The organism is Streptomyces sp. CBMA291 (genome assembly GCF_014596525.1).
GTDB lineage: Bacteria > Actinomycetota > Actinomycetes > Streptomycetales > Streptomycetaceae > Streptomyces.
On sequence record NZ_MSJP01000044.1, the window covers coordinates 24003 to 45243 of the forward strand.

16 protein-coding genes, 5 tRNA genes and 1 pseudogene are annotated in these 21241 nt (G+C 71.3%); 9 read left to right on the plus strand and 13 right to left on the minus strand.

The genetic code is table 11. The features are described from left to right. Window positions 1-231: 231 nt before the first annotated feature. Window positions 232-438, plus strand: a complete 207-nt coding sequence (gene bldC / locus BU197_RS12405; protein WP_003949541.1) for a developmental transcriptional regulator BldC — start codon at window positions 232-234, stop codon at window positions 436-438. A 351-nt stretch (window positions 439-789) separates the two neighbouring features. On the opposite strand, the gene BU197_RS30410 is transcribed toward bldC, so the two are convergent. The 3 genes from BU197_RS30410 to hrpA form a co-directional block, all read right to left on the minus strand. After that, complete coding sequence (locus BU197_RS30410) at window positions 790-1113, minus strand: DUF6274 family protein (RefSeq protein WP_411158481.1); 324 nt, start codon at window positions 1111-1113, stop codon at window positions 790-792. Between the two features lie 42 nt (window positions 1114-1155). Continuing rightward, window positions 1156-1229 (minus strand) — tRNA-Asp (locus BU197_RS12410). 153 nt (window positions 1230-1382) lie between these two features. Further along, a complete protein-coding gene (gene hrpA, locus BU197_RS12415) occupies window positions 1383-5369 on the minus strand; it encodes an ATP-dependent RNA helicase HrpA (protein ID WP_188268310.1) in 3987 nt (1328 codons plus the stop codon). 777 nt (window positions 5370-6146) lie between these two features. Here hrpA and BU197_RS12420 point away from each other — a divergent pair. Together BU197_RS12420 and BU197_RS12425 are read left to right on the plus strand one after the other, a co-directional pair. Further along, entirely contained in the window at window positions 6147-7007 is an 861-nt protein-coding gene (locus tag BU197_RS12420; protein WP_188268311.1) for a DsbA family protein, read from the plus strand. Continuing rightward, entirely contained in the window at window positions 7004-7846 is an 843-nt protein-coding gene (locus tag BU197_RS12425) for a cytochrome c biogenesis CcdA family protein (RefSeq protein WP_188268312.1), read from the plus strand. Before BU197_RS12420 ends, BU197_RS12425 begins: the two co-directional genes overlap by 4 nt. 113 nt (window positions 7847-7959) lie before the next feature. Here BU197_RS12425 and BU197_RS12430 read toward each other — a convergent pair. From BU197_RS12430 to BU197_RS12440, 3 genes are all read right to left on the minus strand, one after another. Beyond that, window positions 7960-8033, minus strand: a tRNA-Phe gene (locus BU197_RS12430). A gap of 22 nt (window positions 8034-8055) precedes the next feature. Then, window positions 8056-8129: transfer RNA gene (locus BU197_RS12435), tRNA-Asp, on the minus strand. A gap of 39 nt (window positions 8130-8168) precedes the next feature. Then, window positions 8169-8241, minus strand: a tRNA-Glu gene (locus tag BU197_RS12440). A 104-nt stretch (window positions 8242-8345) separates the two neighbouring features. Between BU197_RS12440 and BU197_RS12445 the strand changes: the two genes are divergently transcribed. The 5 genes from BU197_RS12445 to BU197_RS12465 all read left to right on the plus strand — a co-directional run bounded on the left by BU197_RS12445 (window position 8346) and on the right by BU197_RS12465 (window position 15879). Further along, window positions 8346-8696, plus strand: coding sequence for a metallopeptidase family protein (locus BU197_RS12445; RefSeq protein WP_030496497.1), 351 nt, complete (start codon window positions 8346-8348; stop codon window positions 8694-8696). 286 nt (window positions 8697-8982) lie between these two features. Continuing rightward, the gene (locus tag BU197_RS12450) at window positions 8983-9645 is read left to right on the plus strand and encodes a hypothetical protein (RefSeq protein WP_188268313.1); all 663 of its coding nucleotides are present in this window, start codon (window positions 8983-8985) and stop codon (window positions 9643-9645) included. Window positions 9646-9842: 197 nt separating this feature from the next. Next, complete coding sequence (locus BU197_RS12455) at window positions 9843-12263, plus strand: DEAD/DEAH box helicase (protein WP_188268314.1); 2421 nt, start codon at window positions 9843-9845, stop codon at window positions 12261-12263. A 231-nt stretch (window positions 12264-12494) separates the two neighbouring features. Beyond that, window positions 12495-15590 (plus strand): VCBS repeat-containing protein, encoded by a 3096-nt coding sequence (locus BU197_RS12460; protein ID WP_188268315.1) that lies wholly within the window; start codon window positions 12495-12497, stop codon window positions 15588-15590. Window positions 15591-15806: 216 nt separating this feature from the next. Next, window positions 15807-15879 (plus strand) — tRNA-Lys (locus tag BU197_RS12465). A 90-nt stretch (window positions 15880-15969) separates the two neighbouring features. On the opposite strand, the gene BU197_RS12470 is transcribed toward BU197_RS12465, so the two are convergent. Genes BU197_RS12470 through BU197_RS30415 form a run of 3 tightly spaced genes read right to left on the minus strand, consistent with a single transcriptional unit; the run spans window position 15970 to window position 17647 of the window. After that, complete coding sequence (locus BU197_RS12470; RefSeq protein WP_188268316.1) at window positions 15970-16413, minus strand: NUDIX hydrolase; 444 nt, start codon at window positions 16411-16413, stop codon at window positions 15970-15972. Then, the gene (locus tag BU197_RS12475) at window positions 16410-17114 is read right to left on the minus strand and encodes a dTMP kinase (protein WP_188268317.1); all 705 of its coding nucleotides are present in this window, start codon (window positions 17112-17114) and stop codon (window positions 16410-16412) included. Before BU197_RS12475 ends, BU197_RS12470 begins: the two co-directional genes overlap by 4 nt. Then, window positions 17111-17647: a radical SAM protein gene (locus tag BU197_RS30415; protein WP_223182997.1), complete on the minus strand. Its 537-nt coding sequence runs from the start codon at window positions 17645-17647 to the stop codon at window positions 17111-17113. The genes BU197_RS12475 and BU197_RS30415 overlap by 4 nt, the downstream gene beginning before the upstream one ends. A 37-nt stretch (window positions 17648-17684) precedes the next feature. Here BU197_RS30415 and BU197_RS31300 point away from each other — a divergent pair, with 37 nt between their 5' ends. Further along, a complete protein-coding gene (locus tag BU197_RS31300) occupies window positions 17685-17852 on the plus strand; it encodes a hypothetical protein (RefSeq protein WP_317452125.1) in 168 nt (55 codons plus the stop codon). Window positions 17853-18198: 346 nt separating this feature from the next. Here BU197_RS31300 and BU197_RS31305 read toward each other — a convergent pair. From BU197_RS31305 to BU197_RS12495, 4 genes and pseudogenes are all read right to left on the minus strand, one after another. Continuing rightward, a pseudogene (locus tag BU197_RS31305) lies at window positions 18199-18606 on the minus strand (cobalamin-dependent protein); the annotation flags it as partial. After that, window positions 18569-19792 (minus strand): hypothetical protein, encoded by a 1224-nt coding sequence (locus tag BU197_RS30420; RefSeq protein ID WP_223182995.1) that lies wholly within the window; start codon window positions 19790-19792, stop codon window positions 18569-18571. The gene BU197_RS30420 and the pseudogene BU197_RS31305, both read right to left, overlap by 38 nt. 359 nt (window positions 19793-20151) lie before the next feature. Beyond that, entirely contained in the window at window positions 20152-20367 is a 216-nt protein-coding gene (locus BU197_RS12490; RefSeq protein ID WP_188268318.1) for a DUF397 domain-containing protein, read from the minus strand. Then, the gene (locus BU197_RS12495; RefSeq protein WP_188268319.1) at window positions 20364-21218 is read right to left on the minus strand and encodes a helix-turn-helix domain-containing protein; all 855 of its coding nucleotides are present in this window, start codon (window positions 21216-21218) and stop codon (window positions 20364-20366) included. The genes BU197_RS12490 and BU197_RS12495 overlap by 4 nt, the downstream gene beginning before the upstream one ends. Window positions 21219-21241 lie beyond the last annotated feature (23 nt).

Sequence of the window (21241 nt, forward strand, 5' to 3'; positions counted from 1 at the left end):
TGTCCGTTATGGCATGGTCCATCGACTTCCGCCGCTGATGAACACCTGCGAGGGCAATTCCATCGGTTTGGCCGACGTGGCTGGACGGATGGTGTAGTTGTAGTGCCGAGGACAAGCCGTTCGTCCTATAACCGACTCGGCCCGCTTCTGTCATTTCGGGCAGCGCGGGTCAAGGTGCAGAATTTAGAGGAAAGAACCGAGATTGGTTCGGTTCTCCCGAGGAGGCCGCTCATGACCGCTCGCACCCCTGATGCCGAGCCGCTGCTGACCCCTGCCGAGGTTGCCACGATGTTCCGTGTGGACCCGAAGACGGTGACCCGTTGGGCGAAGGCCGGGAAGCTCACGTCCATCCGCACCCTGGGTGGGCACCGCCGCTATCGCGAGGCCGAGGTCCGCGCGCTGCTGGCGGGCATTCCGCAGCAGCGCAGCGAGGCCTGAGGCCGCGCATTCACCCTGTAGTACCCGTTACGCCGGGCATGTCCGGGTCCCCCAACCCGGTCGCCCACCCCTAGCTCTGCCGACGGTCTCCTGCCCCAACAGGTTTCCGTCACCGATCGCGCTGGACTCCGCCGGGTCCGGCGCGATCTTCTTTTGTCTCCGGGGGGTATTTCCGTCGCGGGCGGCGTTCCCTGTGACTGGTGGTGCAATTGCACATATTAAATCGCGCCGTTGTAGGAAGGGTGTAAGTGAAGCGGTTTCTGAAACTCCTTCAGTGACACCCGTCACATTGGCGAAGCCCTGCCACAGAACAGCCTCCCACCTTCCGGGGCGCCCCCGGCCCGCCGATGGTCACGGGCCCTCAGGACTTTCGTCCCCGCCCCTCCCGGCGCGCTCCTCGGCCTCCTCGGGCGCCGCCGGCCGTATGCAGGGCTCCGGGTCCTCCGGCCCCTCGGGGCACTCCATGGCGAGCCGCAGAAGGCGATGACAGACCACGCAGTGGCGCGTGAGGTGTCCGAAGCGCGAAGCGGCCGCCAGATGGGCGCGGAGCAGTGCTCTCGTGTCGTGCCGTGCTGCGGACGCCGCGGCCATGCGCGAACACCTCCGATGTGGGCCCCCGAATCCCTGAAGACCGGGGTACCGGCGGGCGCCCCGCCGCGTCAAGGCTCCGGACATGACGAAAGGCCCGCATCAGCTGATGCGGGCCTTTCGCAGAGGCGATCCTGACGGGACTTGAACCCGCGACCTCCACCTTGACAGGGTGGCGAGCTAACCAACTGCTCCACAGGACCTCGTTGCGAGTCAGACTGTACAGCAGGTCAGGGGCTCAGGTCGAACTCACCGACGGCGAGGATCCGCTTACGCCCCCGCCGCCCCGCCCGGCCCCGGCGACCCGGCTCGGGAGACCCGGCCCGGCTCCGCCCACGGAGCCCGGCCCCCGTCCCCTACGGAGCCGCCGCGTCGATCGCCTTCACGATCCGCTTGTCCGACACCGGATACGCCGTGCCGAGCGCGTGCGCGAAGTAGCTCACCCGCAGTTCCTCGATCATCCAGCGGATGTCGGTCACCGAGGACGGCACCGGACGCCCCTTCGGCAGCTGTTCGAGGAGCCAGGCGTACTCGTCCTGCATCTCCTGGACCTTCTCCATCCGGGTGGTGTCCCGCTGCACCCCGGTCGGCATCTGCTGGAGCCGCCGGTCCACCGCCACCAGATAGCGCATCAGGTCGGGCAGCCGCTTCAGCCCCGTACGGGTGACGAACCCGGCCGGCACCAGCCAGTCCAGCTGGGCCCGCACGTCCCGGAGGTTCGGCAGCAGCGCCGGGCTGCTCGTGGACTTCAGGCGCCGCTCGCACGCCTGCCAGGCCGCGAGGACCTGACGGACCTGGTCCACCGTCCGTACCGTCGTGTCCACCAGGTCCGCGCGGACCCTGTCGTACAGCTTCCGGAAGGACTCCTCGTCCCAGGCGGGGCCGCCGTGGTCCGCGATCAGCTTGTCCGCGGCGGCGGTGGCGCAGTCCTCGAAGAGGGCCTGGACCGAGCCGTGCGGGTTCGAGGACAGGGCCAGCTTCTGCTGGTTGGTCAGCTTGTCCGAGGCGAACTTCGCCGGGTTCACCGGAATGTTCAGCAGGATCAGCCTGCGGGTGCCCCGCCACATCGCCCGCTCCTGCTCGGCCTCCGAGTCGAAGAGCCGTACGGCCACCGAGTCGCCCTCGTCCACCAGGGCCGGGTACGCCTTCACCGGCTGGCCGGCCCGCCGGGTCTCGAAGACCTTCGTCAGGGTCCCGATCGTCCAGTCCTTGAGGCCCGTGCGCTCCAGGGAGGGCCCGGAGCCGTCCCGGCCGCCCGTGGCCTCCGCCGCGGCCTGGGAGAGGGCCTTGCGGGCCTTGGGGCGCAGCTGGAGCCGGAGCGTCTCCAGGTCCTTGGCCTCGGCCAGCTTCCGGCGCCGCTCGTCGACGATCCGGAAGGTCACCTTGAGGTGCTCGGGGACCTTGGCCCAGTCGAAGTCCTCGGGCGTGACGGGCACGCCGACCATCCGCTGGAGTTCCCGGGCGAGCGCCCCCGCCAGCGGCTCCTGCACCGGCACCACGGTGTCGAGGAAGCGGCGCGCGAAGTCGGGCGCGGGCACGTAGTGGCGCCGGATCGGCTTCGGCAGCGAGCGGATCAGCTCCGTGACGACCTCGGCGCGAAGCCCCGGGATCTGCCACTCGAAGCCCTCGTCCACGACCTGGTTCAGGACCTGGAGCGGGATGTGGACGGTCACGCCGTCGGCGTCCGCGCCCGGCTCGAACTGGTACGTCACCCGGAACTTCAGCGGTCCCTGCCGCCAGGAGTCCGGGTAGTCGTCCTTGGTGACGGCCCCGGCCTTCTCGTTGATGAGCATCTCGCGCTCGAAGTCGAGGAACTCAGGCTCCTCGTGGCGCTTGTGCTTCCACCAGGAGTCGAAGTGGGCGCCGGAGACGACGTGCTCGGGGACGCGCTTGTCGTAGAAGTCGAAGAGGGTCTCGTCGTCGACGAGGATGTCCCGGCGCCGGGCCCGGTGCTCCAGCTCCTCGACCTCGGTGAGCAGCTTGCGGTTGTCCGCGAAGAACTTGTGGTGGGTCCGCCAGTCGCCCTCGACGAGCGCGTTCCTGATGAACAGGTCGCGGGAGACCTCCGGGTCGATCCGCCCGTAGTTCACCTTGCGGTCGGCGACGATCGGGACGCCGTACAGGGTGACCTTCTCGAAGGCCATCACGGCCGCCTGGTCCTTCTCCCAGTGCGGCTCGCTGTACGTCTTGCGGACGAGGTGCTGGGCGAGCGGCTCGATCCACTCGGGCTCGATCCGGGCGTTGACCCGGGCCCAGAGCCGGGAGGTCTCCACCAGCTCGGCGGACATGACGAAGCGCGGGGGCTTCTTGAAGAGCGCGGAGCCGGGGAAGATCGCGAACTTGGCGTTCCGCGCGCCCAGGTACTCGTTACGGCTCTCCCGGCGCCCGTCCTTCGCCCCCTCCTTGGCCTTCGACCCGTCCTTGGACTCCTTCACGTCCTTCAGACCGACGTGCGAGAGCAGCCCGGAGAGCAGGGACACGTGCACGGACTGCTCCGGCGCGTCCTCCTCGTTGAGGTGGATGCCCATCTGCTTGGCGACCGTCCGCAGCTGGGCGTAGATGTCCTGCCACTCGCGGATCCGCAGGAAGTTCAGGTACTCCTGCTTGCACATCCGGCGGAACGAGGACGAGCCGCGCTCCTTCTGCTGCTCGCGCACGTACCGCCACAGGTTGAGCAGGGCGAGGAAGTCGCTCGTCTCGTCCTTGAACCGGGCGTGCAGCTGATCGGCCTGCGCCTGCTTCTCGGAGGGGCGCTCGCGCGGGTCCTGGATGGAGAGCGCCGCCGCGATGACCATGACCTCGCGGACGCAGCCGTTGCGGTCGGCTTCCAGGACCATCCGGGCGAGCCGGGGGTCCACGGGCAGCTGGGAGAGCTTCCTGCCCTGCTCGGTGAGGCGCTTCTTCGGGTCCTTCTCCGCCGGGTTCAGCGCGCCCAGCTCCTGGAGCAGCTGGACGCCGTCCCGGATGTTGCGGTGGTCCGGCGGGTCGATGAAGGGGAACTTCTCGATGTCGCCGAGCCCGGCGGCGGTCATCTGGAGGATGACGGAGGCCAGGTTCGTCCGCAGGATCTCCGCGTCCGTGAACTCGGGGCGGGTGAGGAAGTCGTCCTCCGAGTAGAGCCGGATGCAGATGCCGTCGGAGGTACGGCCGCAGCGGCCCTTGCGCTGGTTGGCGCTGGCCTGGCTGACCGGCTCGATGGGGAGCCGCTGGACCTTGGTCCGGTGCGAGTAGCGGGAGATGCGGGCGGTGCCCGGGTCGATCACGTACTTGATGCCGGGGACCGTCAGGGAGGTCTCGGCGACGTTCGTGGAGAGGACGATCCGGCGCCCGGAGTGCGCCTGGAACACCCGGTGCTGCTCGGCGTGCGACAGGCGCGCGTAGAGCGGCAGGATCTCCGTGGCGGGGAGGTTCCGCTTGGCCAGCGCGTCGGCGGTGTCGCGGATCTCCCGCTCGCCGGAGAGGAAGACCAGGACGTCGCCGGGAGCCTCCCGGCGCAGTTCGTCGACGGCGTCGCAGATCGCGGTGATCTGGTCGCGGTCGGACTCCTCCGAGTCCTCTTCGAGCAGTGGTCTGTAGCGCACCTCGACCGGATACGTACGGCCGCTGACCTCGACGATCGGGGCGTCGCCGAAGTGCCGGGAGAACCGCTCCGGGTCGATGGTCGCCGAGGTGATCACGACCTTGAGGTCGGGGCGCTTCGGGAGCAGCTGGGCCAGATAGCCGAGCAGGAAGTCGATGTTGAGGGACCGCTCGTGGGCCTCGTCGATGATGATCGTGTCGTAGGCGCGCAGCTCGCGGTCGGTCTGGATCTCGGCGAGCAGGATGCCGTCGGTCATCAGCTTCACGAAGGTCGCGTCCGGGTTCACCTGGTCGGTGAAGCGGACCTTCCAGCCGACGGCCTCGCCCAGCGGGGTCCGCAGCTCCTCGGCGACCCGCTCGGCGACCGTGCGGGCGGCGAGCCTGCGGGGCTGGGTGTGCCCGATCATGCCCCGGACGCCCCGGCCCAGCTCCAGACAGATCTTCGGGATCTGCGTGGTCTTTCCTGAGCCCGTCTCACCGGCGACGATCACGACCTGGTGGTCGCGTATCGCCTCCAGGATCTCGTCCTTCTTCTGGGAGACGGGCAGCTGTTCGGGATAGCTGATCGAGGGCAGGCGGGAGGCGCGCCCGTCGACGCGTTCCTTGGCCTTGGCCGCCTCTGCGGCGATCTCGTCCAGGACGGCCGCGCGGGCCTCGGGCTTGCGGATGCGGCGGGCGCCTTCGAGACGGCGGCCGAGCCGGTGGGAGTCCCGCAGCGAGACCTCGGCCAGGACGGACTGGAGGGCGGCGAAGGAAGTAGACATACGGAGTCCAGGATCGCACCTGCGGCCGAGAACCGGCGAACCGATTTACGGGCGGCGGGCCGGGGCGCGACCCCATGGGGTGCGTACTATTTCGGACACGCCGACCGGACCGGGATGAGGTGACGCATGTTCCGCACGGCCCGCGTGCCGACGTCCCTCGGCACCCTCGCGGCCCTGGTCCTCGGCTTCCTGGTGATGTGCGGTCCCGCCGATGTCCGTACGGGCGGTCTCGCCGCCGGGCGAACGGCGGGCCCTGTCGGCGCTGGTGGGGCGGGTCCTGCTCCTGTCCGTACGGCCGATCCTGCGAGCGCCCGTATGACGGGCCCTGCGGGTGCCGGTACGGCGGGTCCTGTCGACGCGCGTACGGACGGTCCTGTCTCCGTCCGTACGGCCGGTCCTGCTGCCGTCCGTGCGGCCGGTCCTGTCTCCGTCAGTTCGGCCGGTCCTGACTCCGTCCGTACGGACGGTCCCGTGGGTGTCCGGGACAGGGTGCCCGGTTGTGACGGGTCCGGTTTCGGTGGGGAAGGGGCGGCGGGGCCCGTCGTGCCGCCGAGGGCGCACGGCTTCGCCGAGCTGCTGCCCGCGCTCGCCGCCGACCGGACCGCGCCCGGTGTCCGGCACTCCGGTACGGACGCCCCGGCGGCGGCCCCGGGGCGGGAGCCACCCGCGCGCGTACCTCCGTCTCCCGTGGAGCTGTCTGTCCTGAGGGTGTAGACGGACGGCCCTCCGCCGTCCGTCCGTTCGTCATTCCCTCCCGCACCCCAGGAGCGCTTCCGCATGCCCAAGCCCGCCGCCAAGCCCGCCGCCAGGAGCGTCGCCAAGACGCCCGCCGGGAGCCGCCGGATCGTCATCGTCTCCGGGGTGGCCGCCGCCGCCGTGCTGCTCGGCCTCGTCTCGTACACGGCCACCAAGCCCGCGTCCCCGGCCGCCCCCGGCTCCGCCCGCGCCGAGGTCTCCGCCGACCCGGCCGCCGGGATCTACGCCGCACTGGAGAAGTTCGCCCGCCGCGACCCCTCCGACAAGCTCGCCCTCGGCCGCGCCGACGCGCCCGTGGTGCTCGTCGAGTACGCCGACTTCAAATGCGGCTACTGCGGCAAGTTCGCCCGGGACACCGAGCCGGCCCTGGTGAAGAAGTACGTCGACGAGGGCGTCCTGCGGATCGAGTGGCGGAACTTCCCGATCTTCGGCGCCGAGTCGGAAGCCGTCGCCCGCGCTTCCTGGGCGGCCGGACAGCAGGGCCGGTTCTGGGAGTTCCACCGGGCCGCCTACGCGGAGGGCGCCAAGGAGAAGGGCTTCGGGAAGGAGCGCCTGACCGCCCTCGCCCGGGAGGCGGGCGTCCCCGACACGGACCGGTTCGCCCGGGACGCCGAGGGGGAGGCGGCCCACGCGGCCGTCCGCGCCGACCAGGAGCAGGGCTACTCGCTTGAGGTGAACTCCACCCCGTCCTTCCTGATCAACGGCCGCCCCCTGGCGGGCGCCCACCCGGTGGAGACCTTCGCCGAGGCCATCGAGGCGGCGGCGAAGACGGCCGAGGCGTCCAAGCCCGCCGGGGCGTCCGGAGCGGCAGGGGCGTCCGGGGACGGCGAGGCATCCGGGGACGGCGAGGCGTCCGCGACGCCGTCCGGGGCCGGGCGATGACCTCCGGCATCGGCTACTTCGCCGCCTTCCTCGGCGGGCTGCTCGCCCTGCTCAGCCCGTGCAGCGCCCTGTTGCTCCCGGCCTTCTTCGCGTACTCCATCGACACGCGCGCGAAGCTGGTGGCGCGGACCGGCATCCTCTACGCGGGGCTCGCGACCACGCTGGTCCCGCTCGGCACGGCCGGTTCCTTCGCGGGCCGGCTCTTCTACGGGCACCGGGACCTGCTGGTCACGGCGGGCGGCTGGCTGATCATCGGTCTGGGCGTCCTCCAGATCCTTGGCCTGGGCTTCGCCTCGCGCCGGATCGCCGAGACGAGCGGCCGCATCCGGCCCACGTCGGCGCTCTCCGTGTACGCCCTCGGTCTGGTCTACGGCCTGGCCGGGTTCTGCGCGGGCCCCATCCTGGGCAGCGTCCTGACGGTGGCGGCGCTGAGCGGCAGCCCGGCCTACGGGGGGCTGCTGCTCGCGGTGTACGCGCTGGGGATGGCGGTCCCGCTGTTCGTCCTCGCGCTGCTCTGGGAGCGGTACGACCTGGGGCGCCGCTCCTGGCTGCGGGGGCGCCCGCTGCGGCTCGGCCGGTTCACCCTGCACTCCACGTCGCTGCTCTCGGGGCTGTTCTTCGTGGCCCTCGGGGTGCTGTTCCTGGTCTTCGACGGGACGACCGCGCTGCCCGGTCCGCTCTCGGTGGACACGTCGTTCGCGGTGGAGGAGCGGGTGGCCTCGCTCGGCCGCGCGGTCCCGGACTGGGCGCTGCTCGTCGCGGTCGTGGCCGTGGTGGCGGCGGTCCTGGCGGTACGGGGCCGGCGGGGGAGCCGTAAGGGGGAGCGGGAAGAAGCCTGAGGGCGGGGCCCTTACGGGGAGGTCCCTCGCGGGATGTCCCCGTAAGGGTGCCGTTCGGGAAACCCGGGAAACGAAGAAGGCCCCGTTCTTTCGAACGGGGCCTTCTCTGCTTGTGGCTGGGGCCGGGGTCGAACCGGCGACCTATCGCTTTTCAGGCGATCGCTCGTACCAACTGAGCTACCCAGCCACGGAACCGTTTCCGGCTCCTGCGATCCTGACGGGACTTGAACCCGCGACCTCCACCTTGACAGGGTGGCGAGCTAACCAACTGCTCCACAGGACCTTGCGATGTGCGAGCACTAGTCTCGCACACGGTAATACGTGCCCCCAACGGGATTCGAACCCGTGCTACCGCCTTGAAAGGGCGGCGTCCTGGGCCACTAGACGATGAGGGCTAGAGGCTCACCTGCGCGCTTCTCAGCGCGTCGGGGACGTGAGAAGCATATGGGATGCCGGGCGCTATCGCCAAAACGGATTCCGGCGGGGGGAGAATGGGGGCGTGCTGGAGATGACGCGCGAGGAGTTCGAGGAGCTTGTCGCCGAGGCGCTGGACCGGATTCCGCCGGAGTTGACCCGGCTGATGGACAACGTCGCGGTGTTCGTCGAGGACGAGCCCTCCCCTGACGATCCCGAGCTGCTCGGGCTCTACGAAGGGACCCCGCTGACCGAGCGGGGCGAGTGGTACGCCGGGGTGCTCCCGGACCGGATCACCATCTACCGGGGGCCGACACTGCGGATGTGCGAGTCCCGCGAGGACGTCGTGGCGGAGACCGAGATCACCGTGGTCCACGAGATCGCCCACCACTTCGGCATCGACGACGAACGGCTGCACGCGCTCGGCTACGGCTGACCGGCCACGGCTGACCGGCCGCGGTCGACGGGTCACGGTCGACGGGTCACGGTCGACGGGATGCGGTCGACGGGGCGCCGGTGCGGCCGACCGGTGGCCGACGGGATGGGGCCGCCACCCGGTCGGCGGGGTGCGGTGCGGCCGTCCGGTCGGGCTGGTGTGCCCCGGGTCGCCGCTGATCGGGCGTGGGTGCGGCTCGTTTCGGGCGTGTCCCTTGTGGTGGCCGGGGAGTTGGGCAGGGTGACGCGTTGCGTTTCCTGCCCGTTGTGTCCTGGAGGTGCCCCCCATGCGCCCTTTGCCCACCCCGGTGAGATGGGCCGCCGCCGCGCTGGCCGTCGCCGCCTGCGCCGGTCTGAGCGGCTGTATGAGCGTGAGCGACGAGGGGGCGAAGCCGACGCCCGGCACGTCCGGTGTGAAGCGGGGTGCGTCGGCGGGGCCCGTGGGCGAGGGCACGGCGGGCGGCGACACCGGATCGTGGGAGGGGCCGACGGGCCAGACCGGGCCCGAGGTGACCGGAGCCGATTCGGCGTCCCCGGTGCCCAGCGGCTCCCCCACGGACACGGAGTACCCCTCCGTGATCGTGGGGGTGCCGGTCGAGCGGCCGGGCGTCACGCCGAAACCCAAGCCGACGGTCGGCCACGAGAACCCGGGCGCGGGCACGGGCGGGCCCGTGGGGAGCGTCACCGGCGGCGGGAGCGGCGGAGGCACCGGGACCGGTGGCGGCTCCGGCGGCGGCGGGACCACGCCACCCCCGGAGCCGACCGCGCCGACCGCCGAGCCGACCCCGGAGCCGACGGTTCCGTCACCCGAGCCGACGCCCGAGCCGACCTCGAATCCGACCGAGCCGCCGCAGACCGGGGCGGGCACCCAGATGGGTGCGCTGCGGGTGATCGAAGAGTTCGGCGAACCCCTGGAGCCGATGGCGTCTCCGCAGGTCGGACCGGTGTGAGGCGGCCCGATTTGCCATAGGCGGGGGAGGGTGCGTATGGTAGTAGATCGTTTGATCCCATTGCCCGGCGCCGAAACAGAAGAGCGCCGTGTGGCGCGTACTCTCCCTAGCCGTGGCTGACCGCATTGAGGCGGTCGTGTGCGAAATCACGGAGTTGACGGGCGCGTGCCGAGACTCCGGAAGGTTTCGCATTTCGCATGTCCATTTTCAGTTCTGACCACGCCGTCATGCCCGAGAACGACGAGATCGTCGAGGCCGCCGAGGCCACCGACACCGTCGAGACCGAGGCCGACACCCTCGACATCAAGATCGACACGGATGTCGACGCCGACACCGTCGCCGACATCGAGGCGGCCGTCGCGGACGTCGACGCCGACATCGACGCCGAGGCCGACGAGGAGCCCGCCGAGCCGACCCTCACCTTCGGTGACCTGGGTCTGCCCGAGGGCATCGTGCGCAAGCTCGCGCAGAACGGCGTGACCACCCCCTTCCCGATCCAGGCGGCGACCATCCCGGACGCCCTGGCCGGCAAGGACATCCTCGGCCGCGGCCGTACCGGCTCCGGCAAGACCCTCTCCTTCGGTCTGCCGCTGCTCGCCACCCTGGCCGACGGGCACACCGAGAAGAAGAAGCCCCGCGGCGTCATCCTCACCCCGACCCGTGAGCTGGCGATGCAGGTCGCGGACGCCCTCCAGCCCTACGGCGACGTGCTCGGCCTCAAGATGAAGGTCGTCTGCGGCGGTACGTCCATGGGCAACCAGATCTACGCCCTGGAGCGCGGCGTCGACATCCTCGTCGCCACCCCGGGCCGTCTGCGCGACATCATCAACCGCGGCGCCTGCTCCCTGGAGCAGGTCCGGATCGCGGTCCTCGACGAGGCCGACCAGATGGCCGACCTGGGCTTCCTGCCCGAGGTCACCGAGCTGCTCGACCAGGTCCCCGAGGGCGGCCAGCGTCTCCTCTTCTCCGCCACCCTGGAGAACGAGATCGACACCCTGGTGAAGCGCTACCTGGTGGACCCGATCACGCACGAGGTCGACCCGTCCGCCGGTGCCGTCACCACGATGACCCACCACGTCCTCGTCGTGAAGCCGAAGGACAAGGCGCCGGTCACCGCCGCCATCGCCGCCCGCAAGGGCCGCACCATCATCTTCGTCCGCACCCAGCTGGGCGCCGACCGCATCGCCGAGCAGCTCCGCGACGCCGGTGTGAAGGCCGACGCGCTGCACGGCGGCATGACCCAGGGCGCCCGTACGCGGACCCTCGCCGACTTCAAGGAGGGCTACGTCAACGCGCTCGTCGCGACCGACGTCGCCGCCCGAGGCATCCACGTCGACGGCATCGACCTGGTCCTCAACGTGGACCCGGCGGGCGACCACAAGGACTACCTGCACCGCTCGGGCCGTACCGCCCGCGCCGGCCGCTCCGGTGTCGTGGTCTCCCTGGCCCTGCCGCACCAGCGCCGTCAGATCTTCCGGCTGATGGAGGACGCGGGCGTCGACGCCTCGCGCCACATCGTCGGCGGTGCCGGCGCGTTCGACCCCGAGGTCGCCGAGATCACCGGCGCCCGTTCGCTGACCGAGGTCCAGGCCGACTCGGCGAACAACTCGGCCAAGCAGGCCGAGCGCGAGGTCGTCGACCTGACCAAGCAGCTTGAGCGCCTCCAGCGCCGTGCCGTCGAGCTGCGCGAGGAGGCCGACCGTCTGGTGGCCCGCGCCGCCCGTGAGCGTGGCGAGGACCCCGAGGCCGCCGTCGCCGAGGTGACCGAGGCCGCCGAGGCCGAGGTCGCCGCCGCCGCCGTCGAGGCCGAGCGTGCCGCGCGCCAGGAGGAGCAGCGCCGCGAGGAGCGCCCGGCCCGTGACGAGCGGGGCAACTACGAGCGCCGTGACCGTGGCGGCTTCCGCCGTGACGACCGCGACGACCGTGGCGACCGCGGTGGCTTCCGTGGCGGTGACCGCGGTGGCGACCGTGGTGGTTTCCGTGGCGGTGACCGTCCGTCCGGTGGCTTCCGTCGTGACGACCGCCCCTCGGGTGGTTTCAACCGTGACGACCGCGGCGGTGACCGTGGTGGTTTCCGTGGCGGCGACCGCCCCTCCGGTGGCTTCCGTCGCGACGACCGCCCCTCGGGTGGCTTCAACCGTGACGACCGCGGTGGCGACCGTGGTGGTTTCCGTGGCGGCGACCGCCCCTCCGGTGGCTTCCGTCGCGACGACCGCCCCTCCGGTGGCTTCAACCGTGACGACCGTGGCGGCGACCGTGGTGGCCGTTCCTTCGAGCGTCGTGACGACCGCCCCTCCGGTGGCTTCCGTCGTGACGACCGCCCCTCGGGTGGCTTCAACCGTGACGACCGCCCCTCCGGTGGCTTCAACCGTGACGACCGTGGCGGCGACCGCGGCGGCCGTTCCTTCGAGCGCCGCGACGACCGCCCCGCCGGCGGCCACCGTGGCAGCGACCGTCCGTTCAACCGCGACCGTCGTGACGACCGCCCCGCGGGCGGCTTCCGCTCCAGTGGCGGCGACCGCCCCTACGGCCGTCGTGACGACCACCGCGGCACCGGCTCGACCGGCGGCTCCTTCGGCCGCCGCGACGACAAGCCGCGCTGGAAGCGCAACGGCTGAGCGCCACTGACCTGACGGAACAGGGCCCGTACGACCTCGTGTCGTACGGGCCCTGATTCGTACCCCTGTACGGAGGTATACGCTCAGCCGGTCGACGCGGGGGGAAGTGCCGGCCAGGGGCCCGGCGAGGACTCCTCCCCGCATCCCGTATCGCGGGCTGCGAGGACCCCCTCCGCACCCGCATCGCGGGCCGCCCCGGGGAGGGACCCCTCTTTGTCTCGTTTCGTCAGCGTGCGGCGGCCCCGTGCGCGCATCGCCGTCCTCACCACCGCGCTGCTCGCCTCCGGAGCCGCCCTCGGGCAGCCCACGATGGCCGCGCAGACCGCCGGGGTCGAACGGCTGGACATCACCCCGAGCCTGCGGACCGAACCCCGGCACGACACCGTCGCCGCCGTCGGCCCGACCGGCTACGCCCACACGCCCGAACCGGCCGACGGGCGCACGGGCGCCCCGCTGGAGTGGACCGACTTCGCGACGGGCGGCAGCGTGACGCTCGGCACGGGCGCGGGCGCCACGGGCACGGGCTCGACCGGCTCCGCCTTCGGGGACTTCGCCGAGTTCGGCACCGGCGGCCGGTACGCGTACGTCACCCAGAGCGGCGCCCCCGCGCTCCGCGATCTGACCACCGGTGCCCAACGCCCCCTGGCCGTCCCCCCGAACGCGCGCTACCAGGCACTGCTGGGCGAGACGGTCCTCTTCCGGGAATACGCCTCCGCCGAGGCCCCCGGGACCGCCACCGGCTTCCTCCTCACCCGCGCCGACGACCCGGCCGCGCCCCCCGTCCCCGTCACCGGCTGGCCCGCCGACGCCAGGCCCGCCACCGCGCGGCTCGTCGCGGGCGACGGCACGGCGGCCGTCCTCCGCTTCGGACGCGCGGCGGGCTCCTCCGACGCCACCGACCTCGGTCTCGTCGACCTGCGGACCGGCGCCCTGACCGTCCTGCCCATGCCCGCGGGGGCGGAGGTCGGCGCGGTCGCCGTCAGCCCCGACAGGCTCGTCTGGGTGGACGGCGACCGTGTCGCGCACCTGCGCGAACGGACCGCCCCGACCGGCGCGGAGCGGCTCCTGTCGCTCCCCGGGGGCCTGTCCCCCTCCCGTATCGGCCTCGTCGGCGAATGGGTCCTCGCCCTCGGCGACACCCCCGGCCCCGCCCTGACCCGTACGCTCCTCGCGCTCCACCCCGACGGGCGTACGCAGAAGCTCCTCGGCGGCGCCGAGGGCGGGTTGACCCAGATCGCGGGCGGCGGGGCGGCCGTCGTCGGCGGCGCATCCGCCACCGACTGGGCGCTCTTCAGGATCCAGCCCGGCAAGAACGGCGGCGCCCCCGCCCTGGAGAAGCTGCGCCGCATCGACCCGCTGCCGGTGCGCACCGACGGGATCGCGCTCGGCGGAGGACGGCTCACGACCCTGGAGCAGGACGGCCCCAAGGGCCCCGGCTTCTACGGCCGGACGCTGCCGGTCGGCCCGGTGCGGACCGGGCAGTCCGCCCCGGCGTGGCAGGGCGCGGAGCCGGGCGCCGAACGGCTGCCGACCCCGCTCTTCGACGGCGGCGACGGACGTACGGTCTCCTTCCCGCGCCTCCCGGCCGCCGGGCGTGCCGTCGTCGCCCGTACCGTCGACGGCAGGACCGTCCGGGTCCCCGTCGGACAGGACGGCCGGATCGCCGACGCCTTCGGGCGGTGGGCGGTCTTCCAGACCGGGACCCCGGCGGCGGGGCAGCTCGTCGCGGGCGGCGAGACGCTCGTCGTCGACACGGAGGCGGCGAGGACCGTGTCCCGGCAGGCGCAGACGGCGGCGGCGCTGTGGGGCGACACCCTGTTCACCGGTACGGGGACGGGCGGCGAGGTCGCCCGCAAGGACCTGACCACCGGCAAGGACCTCGGCAAGATCGCGACCGGCTCCGGCTGCCCCCTGACGGAACTCCAGACGGCGGGCGGACGCTGGCTCTACTGGGCCTGCGGGGCGTACGCGAAGCAGGGCGTCGTCGATCTGCGGAGCGGCGCCCGGATCGCGCTGCCCGCCTCGTACGGCACGGGCGGTCTCCTCGGCGACGGCTACTACGTGGACCAGTACTCCTCGTACCTCCGGCTGGTCGACGTCTCCTCCGGGCGGGCCGTGACGAGCACCCTGCCCAGCACCACGCCGGTGCCGGGCGGGCGCCGGGAGAGCTGGGCGGTGGACCGGTTCGGCGGCGGCATCGCGTACAAGGACACCGCCGACCTCGTCCATGTCATGTGGCCGGGCGTCCCCGCCTCCGACCTGACCACGGTCGGCACGGGCGCGCCCGGCACGCTGCGGGCGGCGACCGACTGGAAGGCCTCCTGGCCGCTGTCGAAGCCCGTGTCGATCTGGCAGCTGACGCTCCGCCACAAGGCGACCGGGACGGTGCTGCGCACGTACGGCGGGAACGAGGCCCGGGGGCGGCTCGGCGCGCTCTGGAACGGCAAGGACGCGTCCGGCCGCCCGGCGGTGAACGGCGCCTACACCTGGACGCTGTGGGCGAAGCCCGCCGACGGCCGGGGCCCCGACCTGACGTTCTCCGGGACCGTGGCCGTCACCGGCGGCACCCCCGTCTGGCACGACCTGGTGGGCGAGGACGGCTTCGGCGATCTGCTGGTCATGGACAAGACCGGGGTGGTCTCCCTGTACCGGGGCACGGGCACGGGCGCCCTCTCCGGCCGGGTGGCGGGCTCCACCGCCCGCTTCGCCGCCGCTACGCTGCTCGTCCCGTTCGGCGACGTCAACGGCGACCGCTGCCCGGACGTCCTGGTACGCCAGGGCGACCAGCTGCGCGCCTACCGGCCCGGCTGCGGCAAGGTCCTGACCCCGTCATCGCCGTACACGGTGATCGGTTCGGGCTGGAAGCAGTACGACCAGCTGACCTCGCCCGGGGACATGAACGGCGACGGATACGCGGACCTGGTGGCGCGTCAGGCGTCGACGGGGGACATGTACTTCTACGGCGGCACGGCGGACCACCGTCTCAAGGCCCGGGTGCGGATCGGCACGAACTGGAAGACGTACAAGCGGATCATCGGAGTCGGAGACCTGAACGGCGACCGCAGGGGCGACCTGCTCGGCCTGGACACCGCCGGAGTCCTGTGGAAGTACCACGCGACGGCCACGGGCGGGGTCACCGCCCGGACCAAGACGGGCTGGGGCGCCTTCACCGCCGTCACCGGCGCGGGCGACCTGACGGGCGACGCCCGCCCCGACCTCCTGACCCGCGACACCGCAGGCCGCCTGTGGCGCTACAACGGCCCGTCCTTCACGACCCGAACCCTTGTCGGCACGGGGGGATGGAACACGTTCGCTTCGCTGTCCTGAGGGGTGGGTCGAGCCGTGGGATGGGGCGAGGCCCGCACCTGGGCGCGGGGTGCGCCGTCCCGCTCCCGCGCCCAGGTGCCCCCGGGCGCGGCGCGCCCTCCGCTCCGCACCGGATGACGGCCGACCTCACTACGCGGCGCGCCCTCCACCCCGTGTCGGATACCCGATCGGTTCCGGCAGCCTCTCGGGCTATGCTGCACGGGTGCCCTCGTGCAGGGGCCGTTAGCTCAATTGGCAGAGCAGTGGACTTTTAATCCATTGGTTGTGGGTTCGAGTCCCACACGGCCTACCGAATCGGGCCCAGGTCAGAAGGTTTCTGGCTTGGGCCCGAAGTGTTTTCCGGGGCCGGGGGACGAGGTTCCCGGGTTTCGGTCGTGGGCTACGACCAGCCGTGTTCGGTGAGTGGTTCGCCGCCGTCGAGGTAGCCGAGCAGGCCGGCGGCCGGGTACTCGATGATGTCTTCGGGCAGGTCGTGTACGGCCCACCAGCGCAGGTCGAGGCACTTGTCGGGCTCGCGGTTGACGGGTTCGCCCTGCCATTCGGTGGCCTCGAAGAACAGGCCGATCCGCTCGGTCCCGGGGCTCTGCCGGTGGTGGACGACGTGCACGAGCCGCAGGTGTCCGGGGTCGACCTCGACGCCGGTCTCCTCGCGCAGTTCGCGCGCGGCGCCGGTGGTGAGCGGTTCGCTGGTGTCGAGTTTGCCGGAGGGGGCGTGCCAGCGGCCGTGACCGTACGGGCCGCCGCGCTGCGACAGCAGCACCTTGTCGCCGTCGCGCAGGATCACGTGCGTGTCGATCACGGGGGTCGCGGGTGTTGCGTTCATGGGGTCACCGTGGGGTCGTCGTGCGGGTGCGGGTGCGGGTGCGGGTGCGGGTGCGGGTGCGGGTGCGGGTGCGGGTGCGGCGGTTCGACGCTACCGCCGTGCCGGGGTATGGCGTCGGCGATTCGCTTCGCTACGTCCGTGGGGGTGGCGTGGGTGGAGTCGAGTACGAGCACCTCGACGCCGAGGGACGTCATGGTCCGCGCGGCCCGGTGGTAGAGCGCGGCCTCGCGGGCGGGTCCGTCGGGGTCGTCGTGGAAGCGGTGGCGCCTGCCGCGCTCTGCGAGGCGGGCCGCGATGTCCTTCGGCCCGGCGGTGAGGATCACGGCGAGGTCGGGCAGCAGGACGTGCCGGTTCAGCGCGAGCACGAACGGTTCGGGGACTCCGTCGAGCGGTTGGAGAACGAGACTCGACGCGAGGTAGCGGTCGCAGACGACGGTCTCGCCGGCCCGGAGCCGGGGGAGGAGTTCGGTCTCGATGTGTTCGTAGCGGTTGGCGGCGACGAGACAGGCGAGGGCGTGTCCGTGGACGCGGTCGGCCTCGGCCCGGGTGAAGCGGCCGAGCAGGCTCGCCGAGGGCTCCGTCGTCGTGTGGACGCCGGGGACACGGCCGCCGAGCAGATGGCCGAGTTCGGCGACCGTGGTCGACTTCCCGACGCCGCTCGGGCCGTCGAGGGTGAGGAACACGCCGGGGTACGCGGTCATGCGACGACCCCCGGGCGGTTGCGGTCGTGCTGCTCGCGGGTCAGCCGGGCGAGTGTCGCCCGCAGGGTGGGCAGGGGGACGGTCCCGAACTGGAGGCCGACGGAGAAGTTGAACTCGTCGCGCTGCCGCATGGACTCGTCGGCACCGGCGGCGGTGAGGTCGACGTCGGAGTACGCGAGCAGGGCGTCGGGCTCGTACCCGGCGGCGGTGAGCCGCTGCCAGACCGGTGTACCGGGGTAGGGCCGGAACTCGAACACGCTCGCCCGGAAGCGGCCGGAGCCGTACTGGTCGGTGATGTTCCACAGGGTGTGGATGTGGCGCACGGTGGCGTCGAGATCCGCCTGCTCTTCCCCCGGGTACCCGAGGATGAAGTACCCCTTCACGCCGATGCCGCGGGCGAGCAGCCGGGCGGCGACCTTCTCGGTCATCTCCGCCGTGATCCGCTTGTCCATTCCGGCGAGCACCCGGTCGCTGCCCGACTCGATGCCGAGGGCGACCTCGCGCAGCCCGTTCGCCTTGAGCATGTCGAGCATGGCGTCGTCGAGGCGGTCGAGTACGTTGATCCGCCCCGTGGCGTCCCACCCGGCACCGGTCGCCGATCCGGTGCCGGGTGAACGCCTCCATCTGCGGGACGATCACGCGCTTGGCGCCGAGGAACAGGTCGTCGACGAACCGGTACGCGGTCGTCCCGTGGGTCTCGTGCAGATGGTCGAGCTCGGCGACGATGCTCTCGGGTGAGCGGGGCCGGATCGTCACGTCGGGGTTGGCCGAGACGGCGGCGCCGCAGAACCCGCAGTCGTACGGGCACCCGCGCGAGCCGACGATGTTCGCCTCGGTCCGGCCGTCGTCGGCGACGTACGGGTCCTGCGGCAGGAAGGCGCGGTTCACGAGCGGCAGGGCGTCGATGTCCGGGCTCAGCCAGTGGGCGGTGTCGCCGCGCGCGATAACCGGCGGCGTGGGTGCCGAGCAGCCGGTCGCGCCACAGCACCCCGGGCAGTTCGGCGCGGCGGCGCTCGTCCGCGAGCAGCGCGGCGACCCGGGTCTCGCCCTCGCCGACGACCAGGGCGCGCAGGTTGCCCATGCGGGGGTCGTCGAGGACGCGGGCGGGCATCGCGCGGGCGTGGTGGCCGCCGACCATGAGCGCGATCCCGGGGTCCAGCAGTGCGGTGATCCGGGCCGACATCTCGTACGTGGGGGCGAGCAGGTTCATCCCCACCCACCGGGGCCGGACGGCGTTGATCAGACGGGCGGTCTCGGTGACGCCGAGGCCGTGTGCCTCGGCGTCCAGCAAGCCGACGTTGAATCCCGCGTGTTGGGCGTAGGTGGCGATGTACGCCATCCCGAGGACGGGCAGGGTGTAGTCGTTCGTCCGGGGCCGCAGCGCGTAGTCGCGGAGCGGGGCGTTCACGAACAGGGCGTCGAGGACCCGGGTCGGGTCGGCGCCGGTGATCAGTTCAGGGGCGGTGCTGTCCTCCGTGGCCGTTAACGGCATTGTTCCCCCACGTGAGAGTGAAGAGGGTCAGGGCGTGGAGCTGCTTGCGTGCCGGCGCCCATCGGCGCCAAAGGTCCTCGAACTCCCCGTCGGTTCCCGGGAGGCCGAGGCCTGGGGCCGCCTTGCGCGCCCAGGTGCGTACGGCGAGGTCGCCGTGCGGGTAGACGGAGAAGTCGCCGGTGTAGTCGGCCGCTGCGGCAGCAGCGGTCCACGGGCCGATGCGGGGCACCCGGACGAGTTCCTTGACCAGGGTTTCCGGGTCGAGGGCGGACCACTGCTCGCCCCGGTCGAGGTACGCCTCGGCTGCGGCACACAGCGCCGTGTGGTTGAACTTCGTGCCGACGGCTGCGAACTCGTCGGGCGAGAGGCCGAGTACGGTCTTGGGGCTTGGCACGAGGGCGAGTTCGCCGGCCGTCGTGCCGAATCGGCGCCCGTACGCCGAGGAGAACGCCTGATGCTTCCGCACGGCCTGCTTGGCGCTCACGACCTGGCGGAGGATCGCCGTCACGATCGCGTCCCACAGTGAAGGGTTCTTGAGGTGCGCGACCGTGCCGAGGCGTACCAACTCGCCGAACAGGGGCTCGGCTTTCGTGGGGGTGGCGGGGAGTTCGATCGACGACGTGTAGGCGAGGGGCGGCGGCTCGCTGAGGGAATTCCCCGAGACTGGCCGTAGGCCGAGGTGCTGGAGCTGGTGATTCCAGGTGGCCAGCCACGTGGTGCCGTCGTGCTCGACGAGCCGGGCGCGTGTGCCCTCGGCGGTCGTGTGCCACGCGGGGTGTTCGGTGATCAGCGTCGTTCCCACTTGCCTGCTCTCTCTCACTGCACGCCACGGTGGGCGCAAGGCGTTCTCGCAGGGGGCAGGCACATGCAGTTCGAGGTAAGGGGCGGGCTTCACGCCCCACTTGACGGCCCCGCCGCTTTCAAGAGATGCCGAGAACGAAACAGGCTGGCCAACACCGAGCAACGCGATCATCAGGCTCAGCCCGCCGTGTGCGTTCTCGGTCGCTTCCACGATGTCGTCAGGGGTCATGCCGAGCGCGCCCCCGGCACGAATCTGTGTGCGGATCGCCTGTATCGCTTCACGGGCGGTGGGGAAGACGCGAGGGTCCTGAACGAGGGTCGGCACCGGAGCGTCATCCGAGGTGTAGCGGAGAACTTCGAGCAGGAAACCATCGTCGCGAGTCATCTGAGTCGGCGCGGGGCCGACGGGTGGAGCTGCCCCGTCACCGCTGGTCACACCAGGTAATGCGTGCATTCCTCAGCCTTTTGGGTGTGGTGCCATCGCCGCCATGAGTGCAGAGCGGCAATAGGTCGTACTGCCTGAGCGGAAACACGATACGGCGACTCCCAACAGGCATGTGCGCAGAGAGTTTTAAGCCGCTTTGGATGTGACTCCACGGGATGTGACGACGGAGTGCGACCGTAGCACTACGCGGTGCGCCTGCAAGTGTGTACCGGTACAAGCATGCAGGCTGGCATATGCAGAACTCCCCGCCCGGGTCGGGCGAGGGGTTGAGCTGCCGATGGCGGGAGGCGGCAACCTGGCTAGCTCACGAAGTGGTCGAACTCGCCCGCTTTGACGCCCGCGATGAACGCGGCGAGCTTTTCGGGCGACGTGGTGATGATGGTTGCCGGGTCATCGCTCTCGCAGAGCATGATCGCGTCGTCTTTCTTGGCGATGTGCAGGCACTGCTCGCCGCCGCCCCCGGAGAAACTCGACTTCTGCCACTGGAATTCGCTGTTCTTTCCTGACTTTCTCACAGTTCTCTCGCGATGTGGTGAATGAAACTTCGCGACTCGTCCGGGTCGAGTGCAGCCTGTTCGGCGAAGGCGAGCAGGGCCCGGTACCGGTCGAGGTCTGCGGCTGCGTCGCGGAAGTTACCGCCGAAGGGCGTGTCGATGTGAACGGTGTCAAGCTGTGGAACTGCACCGGTCGCGTACATCACCGTCAGGGTTGCTTCAATGAAGAGATCCGCAGTGAAGGGGATCACTCGGAGTGTGATCCAGTCCTGCTCAGACACGTTCAGTAGATGGTCGAGTTGGTCGCGGGCCACCTTCCGGCCGCCCACTCGCATTCGTAGCGCAGCTTCGTGCACGATCGCTTCGAAGCGAGTCGGCGTGTCCCGCTCGAAGATCGCGCGGCGCCGCATTCGGTGCTCGACTCGTGCGTCCACCTCGTCGGTGGGTACCCGAGGGATGACACCCGCGAACAAGGCTCGCGCGTAGTCCTCCGTCTGCATGACGCCGGGGAATGTCATCGGCTGGAGACATCGGAGACTCGTTGCGTGGTGTTCGAGCTCGGCAATATCGAGAAACCCGGGGGCGAGGATGCCTCGGTACTCATCCCACCAATGCGTTCCGCGTCGCTCCATGGCGATGGCGCACAAAGCGGTCAGCAGGTCGTCGTCGTCGGATCGGTAGAAGGCGAACAGGCGGCGAATCCGATCTTCGCTGATTCCGAGGCGCCCGGCTTCTATGTTGCTGATCCTGGCTGCGTCGGTGGAGAGCAGGCCGCCGGCATCGCGTGCGGTCATGCCGGCGCACTTGCGCAGTTTCCGCAGCTCAGAGCCCAACCGGACTTGGCGGGCAGTCGGATTGTCCCTCGGCGGCATGGGCCCCTTCCCCTTGTCCTGCC

What these genes read in the sequence shown, in the direction of transcription:
- bldC (WP_003949541.1), top strand. Translation starts at nt 232, where the DNA reads ATGACCGCTCGCACCCCTGATGCCGAGCCGCTGCTGACCCCTGCCGAG.
- BU197_RS30410 (WP_411158481.1), bottom strand. Translation starts at nt 1,113, where the DNA reads ATGTCCGGAGCCTTGACGCGGCGGGGCGCCCGCCGGTACCCCGGTCTT.
- hrpA (WP_188268310.1), bottom strand. Translation starts at nt 5,369, where the DNA reads ATGTCTACTTCCTTCGCCGCCCTCCAGTCCGTCCTGGCCGAGGTCTCG.
- BU197_RS12420 (WP_188268311.1), top strand. Translation starts at nt 6,147, where the DNA reads ATGCCCAAGCCCGCCGCCAAGCCCGCCGCCAGGAGCGTCGCCAAGACG.
- BU197_RS12425 (WP_188268312.1), top strand. Translation starts at nt 7,004, where the DNA reads ATGACCTCCGGCATCGGCTACTTCGCCGCCTTCCTCGGCGGGCTGCTC.
- BU197_RS12450 (WP_188268313.1), top strand. Translation starts at nt 8,983, where the DNA reads ATGCGCCCTTTGCCCACCCCGGTGAGATGGGCCGCCGCCGCGCTGGCC.
- BU197_RS12455 (WP_188268314.1), top strand. Translation starts at nt 9,843, where the DNA reads ATGTCCATTTTCAGTTCTGACCACGCCGTCATGCCCGAGAACGACGAG.
- BU197_RS12470 (WP_188268316.1), bottom strand. Translation starts at nt 16,413, where the DNA reads ATGAACGCAACACCCGCGACCCCCGTGATCGACACGCACGTGATCCTG.
- BU197_RS12475 (WP_188268317.1), bottom strand. Translation starts at nt 17,114, where the DNA reads ATGACCGCGTACCCCGGCGTGTTCCTCACCCTCGACGGCCCGAGCGGC.
- BU197_RS30415 (WP_223182997.1), bottom strand. Translation starts at nt 17,647, where the DNA reads ATGCTCGACATGCTCAAGGCGAACGGGCTGCGCGAGGTCGCCCTCGGC.
- BU197_RS30420 (WP_223182995.1), bottom strand. Translation starts at nt 19,792, where the DNA reads ATGACTCGCGACGATGGTTTCCTGCTCGAAGTTCTCCGCTACACCTCG.
- BU197_RS12495 (WP_188268319.1), bottom strand. Translation starts at nt 21,218, where the DNA reads ATGCCGCCGAGGGACAATCCGACTGCCCGCCAAGTCCGGTTGGGCTCT.